Origin of the sequence: Plectonema cf. radiosum LEGE 06105, assembly GCF_015207665.1 — a bacterium.
In the GTDB taxonomy this organism is placed as follows: domain Bacteria; phylum Cyanobacteriota; class Cyanobacteriia; order Cyanobacteriales; family Nostocaceae; genus Rivularia; species Rivularia radiosa_A.
This window is the reverse complement of sequence record NZ_JADEWL010000232.1, coordinates 1-6,530: the sequence shown is the minus strand read 5'-3', so window position 1 is coordinate 6,530 and position 6,530 is coordinate 1. Positions and strand designations below refer to the sequence as shown.

Annotated in this window: 6 protein-coding genes; all 6 read right to left on the bottom strand. The window is 34.4% G+C overall.

Annotated features, from left to right (window positions below):
- Nucleotides 1–127: 127 nt before the first annotated feature.
- Nucleotides 128–1,429, bottom strand: a complete 1,302-nt coding sequence (locus IQ247_RS30925) for a toprim domain-containing protein (protein WP_193925887.1) — start codon at nt 1,427–1,429, stop codon at nt 128–130.
- Between the two features lie 23 nt (nt 1,430–1,452).
- Nucleotides 1,453–2,739, bottom strand: a complete 1,287-nt coding sequence (locus IQ247_RS30920) for a diaminopimelate decarboxylase family protein (protein WP_193925886.1) — start codon at nt 2,737–2,739, stop codon at nt 1,453–1,455.
- Between the two features lie 380 nt (nt 2,740–3,119).
- Nucleotides 3,120–3,509: a type II toxin-antitoxin system VapC family toxin gene (locus IQ247_RS30915; protein WP_193925885.1), complete on the bottom strand. Its 390-nt coding sequence runs from the start codon at nt 3,507–3,509 to the stop codon at nt 3,120–3,122.
- On the bottom strand, nt 3,506–3,745 hold the full coding sequence (locus tag IQ247_RS30910; protein WP_193925884.1) for a hypothetical protein: 240 nt from the start codon (nt 3,743–3,745) through the stop codon (nt 3,506–3,508). The genes IQ247_RS30915 and IQ247_RS30910 overlap by 4 nt, the downstream gene beginning before the upstream one ends.
- 103 nt (nt 3,746–3,848) lie before the next feature.
- Nucleotides 3,849–5,573, bottom strand: coding sequence for an asparagine synthetase B family protein (locus tag IQ247_RS30905; RefSeq protein ID WP_193925883.1), 1,725 nt, complete (start codon nt 5,571–5,573; stop codon nt 3,849–3,851).
- Nucleotides 5,574–5,592: 19 nt separating this feature from the next.
- Nucleotides 5,593–6,216: a DUF3859 domain-containing protein gene (locus tag IQ247_RS30900; RefSeq protein WP_193925881.1), complete on the bottom strand. Its 624-nt coding sequence runs from the start codon at nt 6,214–6,216 to the stop codon at nt 5,593–5,595.
- Nucleotides 6,217–6,530 lie beyond the last annotated feature (314 nt).

Here is a 6,530-nt window from a genome sequence, read left to right as displayed (position 1 = left end):
GGGTTGCTGAAAATAAGTATGTTAATAGAGCTATTGGATAACCCAAAACCCTGTAGAGACGTAGCAGTGCTACGTCTCAAAATCTAAATTCATACCCGGATTTAGCAACACCAAATCCAAAATTGACTTACCCGAAACTATCTACAGCAAACATTGTGATACTGCTGCCACTATTATAATTATCATCAACTCCAATTAAAGTATTATTATTAATATCAGGTTGAGTACTTTTAGCAATACCTTGAGTTACAACTCTTAAAATTTTTTGTGGGGTAAAAGATTCTAATTCGACGTATTTACCTGACTCTAACCATGTAATTTCTGCTTCAGTTAAATCTCGTTTGATATCAATTGATAATTTCTTGGCATCTTCGATAGACTCTTCAGAACTTTGGATAAATACTTGGGAATTATTCATCAACTGACGCGGTAATAATCCTAAATCATAAATAGTCACATCGGTATTTAAAAACCAATTAGGGCTGGTACGGAGATGATTTACTAAGCTTACACCGCGAGGAGACGCATTATGTAAAGCATAAACTTTTAAATCGGAATTGCGTCTTAACATTTCCATAACTGTGCTGAAAATATCTTCTGGATATCCGGTTACACTCAATACTGCACAGTTGTTTTCAAAGTGGAAATTATTGGCTATTAATAATTGAGCAACTTCCGCGCTATCGCAAACTACAACTCGATCAAAGCTGTATGCAGTAATATCAGAATTGATTGTAGCTGGAGTATTTTGCTGACGTGGAGGAGGCAACATATTCGTCATGGCACCATTAATTTGTTCCCAGCGATTTACCCATTCTTGAAACAGATTTTGATTGATAATTAACTTATCTGGTGGCTCTAGTAAACCCTGTGATTTTGATAAACCGTTTATTTGTGTAGTTCCTAAATAAATTAGCAACATACCGAAAATAACGCTTGATACAAATAATGGGAATGAATTAAATGAGAGCGAAAGTAAAATACCTATTATCAAAATGATGATACCGCTAACTTGAATAAACTTAGCGTTACCTTTACGTATTGAAATTTTGTTTTCTGGAGATTTACTTTGCAAATAAGAATTAATGAATATTATCGCTAATCCTACAATCAATGAAATACCAGCAGTAAAGATTGCAGTTACAGGAAAAATCAGAAAGCATCCAAATATTTTCCATCCATTCCATTGATTACTTTTCTTACCCATACGCTTATCTAAAGTGTAAAAAAATTGTTTCGGTGTAAAATACAAGGTATTATTTACGGAAATATCTGTAATTATCTTTTTAAAAAGTGGGTCAGTAAATTTATATTTAGCATCCATACTTGTAGGCTCAAAAGCAAAAGTATGATTGCAATTTTTACATCTACCTTGATTTTCAGTTCTTTCCTTAAGATTATTATCGACTCCACAATTAACGCATTTCATTTATTTATCCTTGAAGTTAATTTTTAACTAAAAATCTGGTTGTGTAATAAAATATCATAATCTTCCCTTTTCCGGATTAATTTATGGTTATGATTTTCCAATAAAACCTCAGCAGGGCGTATACGATGCAAGAAATGGGAAGACATTGCATAACCATAAGCACCGACATCTAAAATAGCTATCATATCTCCAATCTCTAGCTCTGGAAGTTGACAGTTTTTCCCTAAATAATCGCGGGAATAAGTTGTGTTTCCACAAATATCTGTAAGATATAATTTTCCCGATTTCCAACTAACAATTTCGCGATAACCTCCATGTACCGATGGCACTGATAAATTAGCAACGGTAGTATTAACACCAATAATTTGTTTATCTTGTTGCCATTTTACCGAAACAACTTGAGCAAGAAGAATCGCACAACCAGCAATTGCAGCCCTTCCTGGTTCGATAATTAAATCAATTTTTCTATCAAGTTTTAGCAATACATCTGTAATTTCATTACCAAAAATTTCCCAATCAAAAGCAACTCCATCATGATGATAAGGATATCCAAAACCACCTCCAAAATCTAAATATTGCCAATCTGGTAATAATTTTGCAGTTTCAATAACTTGATTGATTACTTGTGTAAAAGCTTTGGTTGCATTAGTTCCTGTACCACGATAGAAGTGTAAACCGCTAATTTTTAAATTGACTTTTTCGGCAATTTCTACAGCTTCTATAAATTGTTTTGATTGTACACCAATCCGACTATCACCAGTAATTTCCGGTAAATTTAAGCGCAACCCTAATTTGATTTTGTTTGGAGCAGATTCGATTTTATTGTTAGTCGTGGGAGCATTTTTCTCGTTTGGAGAGACATTAGGGAGCAAGATGCTCCCACTACAGGTATGATTATTTTGGAATTTAGATTGATATATATCACAAAATACTTGTAACTGAGCAACACTATCTAAATTAAAAGTTGTAATTCCCCACTTTAATAACTGTGTCATTTCTTCAGCACTCAGATTACTACCGCTGTAAACAATCTTTTCGGCAGGAAAACCCGCTTTTAATGCTAAATAAACATCTCCTGGGGTATTTGCATGAATTCCCCAACCGCAATCTTTGAAGATTTTTAATAACGAAAGATTACCATTAGTAACGCTAGCAAAATGGAATTTTGTATGGGGATAAGCAATTGATTTAGTAATGTGAGTTATTGTCTGACGTAAAATATCACCTTGATAAATGTACAAAGGAGAATCGTAAATTGAGAGGATTTCTTTTGCTATGTTATGGGGAATTGGGTATTGTTCATAGAGCATTTATTTTCTACCTCCATATAAAATTAGTTATTCACTAGAGAATTTTATACTAATATTTTGGGAGAATTCATTTAAATTAATAAGTTAATTAATAAGTTAATTAACTTATTAATTAATAAAATGTAAAACCTAGATTATTCGTGGGGTTAAGTTACTCCTATCCCGCAGGAAAATTACCTATTTCTATGAAACCTCTTTCCTCTGTGTACTCTCTCTTGAAAAGTTGTTCATGGGGGAAACCCCCAAGATCACACTTTCCGCTGCGTCTAGAAGGGTTTTTTTTAATCGGTAATCTTCTGCCGGTAAGAGAGTAATTAATAAGTTAGTCTATTTGTAGGGTGATTTACAATTTGAAGAGATATGGTTATTTATTGGTATTATTATTTAAGCGTTGTAACACCATAATAGTTAAGAATTTTTGTATCAGCCGTTAGTAAAGGACATTGAAAAATTTTAGATGTAGCTACAATTATTTGGTCAAAAGGATCGCTATGAAATCCACTTAACTGCGTTGAATCAACTACTATGGGAAGAGTCAAATTTAATAGTTGTACTCCCTGATAAGCTAAAGCTTTTTCCAACCATTCATTAAGGGAACAAGAAAAAGTAAGCCGATTTTTTTCTACTAATTTGGCAACTTCCCAACAAGAAACAATACTAACTCCTAAACCTTGAGACTGATATATTTGTATCCATTGCCGATGTTTTGTACTAAGTCGTTGGTTGTTATCAACCCACCAAACCCAAATATGAGTGTCGAGTACAATCATTGCAAAAATTCCCAGTCTTCTAAAGCTACGGGTTCTGTTGGGTTATCGTAATGTGTTACTTTACCTTGTAAGGGATAAACATTGTTTTTTATTTGAGATTCCGACATTAATTGTTGTTGGGGGATAGAAGTTTTCAAAATAATTACCTCTACAGCATCTCCAGCATGAAAAGGCAATCCACGCAGCGTTAAAGTTCCATCTTCATTTAAAATAGTTTCGATTTTGTGAGCGTTCATATTTACAATTGTTAGCAATATCTATAATACTAATATATTTAAACTTTATCTACAAGGTCATCAATAGCATCAATGCAATTTAGTTTGTATTTTTATTGGACTATCACTTCCCAAACTTCTGCAAAACTCTTAACCCCAATAACTGATAATCAAAACATTTCCCTTCAGCCTTTTCACCTAATACTTCAACTCTCCATATTTCCCACATCAATAACAACCATAAAACTTCACCGATGCGACGCTGACGAATTTGTCCTCCTATTTCACCCCCTAGAACTTTCACAATAATATCTTGTTGATAACGTCCTTCAAACTTTAAAATACCTGTATTTAACCTTTTGCTAATTTCACTCCACAATTCACCCAAACACCAATTATTTAAAGGTACACCCATACCGCGTTTTTCTCGCCAAACTATTTCTGATGGTAGCCATGATTCAACTGCACGTTTGAGGATGTATTTTTCAGTATTGCCTTGCAAACAAAGTTCTCCTGAAAGTGCAAAACTCCATTCTGCTAATGGTAAATTGCAAAATGGCGATCGCACTCTCAAGTCAAAGGCTTTTGCTAAATTCGTCGCTCTCGGATGAATATTTTGTCCACCTTTGAGCATCAAGCTAGCACGACGTAATCTTGCTAAAATATTGTGAGTAAATTCTGGATTTAATGCTGATGCAATCCAAGTTTGTGGATGAATATTTTTTATTTGATTGTATACCTCTACTTGAAAACATTGCATTTCATAACCATAAAGTCGATGAAAAGTCCGCAGGTATTGTTGATCAAAATCCTCAGAATTATAAATACCAGCAGCAATTAAAGGTTTATTAGTCCATCCTGCAAATAATTGATCTCCACCTTCACCATTAAATATTACCGAAGTTTCCTTTGCTGCTGCTTCACACAGTAAATATATTGGTACCGTTACCCCATCACCAAAAGGTAAATCTAAGGCTTTCACCGTAGCAGTAATTGCTGACTTAATTCGTTTTGGCGTTGCATCTACTTTTACCAAAGGAATTTGTAAATGTGCGGCTACAGCTTGAGCAAAAGGAAATTCTGATACTCCATATTCACCAAAATCTAAAGCATATGCTTTAACTTTTACCCCAGCTTCTACTAATAAAGCCGCGACAACTGAAGAATCCAATCCCCCAGAAAGAAATACTCCTACTTCCTCATCTTTTAAGTTACTAATTTGACGGTGGATAGAGTTTTTTAGTAAAGCTTGTAGTTGCGATATCGCTGTTTTTTCATCCCTAATTAAATCTTCCGATTCCACCCACTCATAATAATTTTGGATTGCGTTGTTTTGATTAATTTCCCAAACAATTTCACATCCTGCGGGTACGGTAAAAATATTCTCGACAGGAGTTAAAGGAGTAGGTACATAAGAAAAACAATTATAGCCGTAAAAACCGGAAATACTAACTTGTGGCAAATCTAAAACAGGTAATAACAACTGCAAACGCGAAGCAAACCAAATTACCTGTTCTTGACGAAACCAATATAAAGGTACACGTCCAAAACAATCTCGATTTAAAATTAAACGCTCATTTTCAAATCTGATTACTGCATCCGGTAGCTCATAAATTCCAGCAGCAGAAAGCGAAGCTTGACAAAAATCTTTCTTCCTCACAACTTCTTTGTTGTTAATAGAAGGATTATTTGTAAAATTCCATCCCGCGAAAGTGGCAACACAATGATTATTTTGATAGCTAAATTGTTGCAAACCTTGAACGACAGATGCTTTAGTTAACACCTTAGCGAAAAGAGTTTCCAACTCAGATAAATCACCGCAACCCCAACAGCCTAAAATCTCTTTCAATTAGCAATTATGAATCAAATCACTTAACAACAAAATTCTTACTAATAATCACTTCATCACCCAAAGTCATCTGTACAATCCAATTACCAGTAGGAACATTTTCGTTAAATTGATAGCGACAATGAGTGTTCCAAACTTCTTTACTGATAGTTTTAGTTTTCCAATTGCTTTGATAAGCAATTTGACGATTAGGGTCAAGCCAATTGCATCCTAACTCTAATTCTTTTCCTACCGGAGCATCTTGAAGAATAACATTGTAAAATACTTCCGGAGTATTTTGGCGATTTATTTCCTCTACACTCGCAGAATCATTCTGTCTCAAACCAACCCGACTATCATAAACCGCAATACGTTCAAGGGCAGAGTTATGCTGTTGTTGTACAAAAAATGTTGTTGCGATCGCACTTAAAGCCACCGCTAATACACCCCCAATTATCCAACGATTACGTTTTTTCTGCTTATCCAAAGCTTGCTTACGATAAACCTGCATTACAGCTTCATCGAGCAAATCATCAGGTAAATTCAACTCCTGTAAAATCTGCTGTAACTCCTCCACTTCAATTTCAGATTGTCGTCGTTGAGACAAACGTTCAACTTCTGCGACAATTTGAGAAACTTGTTTTTCTGTCAACCGTTTTTCCATAATAATCAGCCAAAGGTTGTGTGTCTAATTTAACTTCTACATTGCACCCTTGGTATCAGTAAACTTAATCCGAACAAGAATTTTGCTTGTTTAGCAATATTTTCTAACTAACCTGCTGGTATAATTTCAGAATTATCGCGTAAATCTTGTCCTATTTTTATACTGCCAATATTTTTAAATTTTTATCATACCAGACTCGAATTATTAGTAAATAGTAACTAGTTAACAATTCAAAGGTTAAAGGAAGGAAGGTTAAAGGTTAAAGGTTAAAGGTTAAAGGTTATAATTTCTCTCCCCATCCCCTTGTCCCCCCA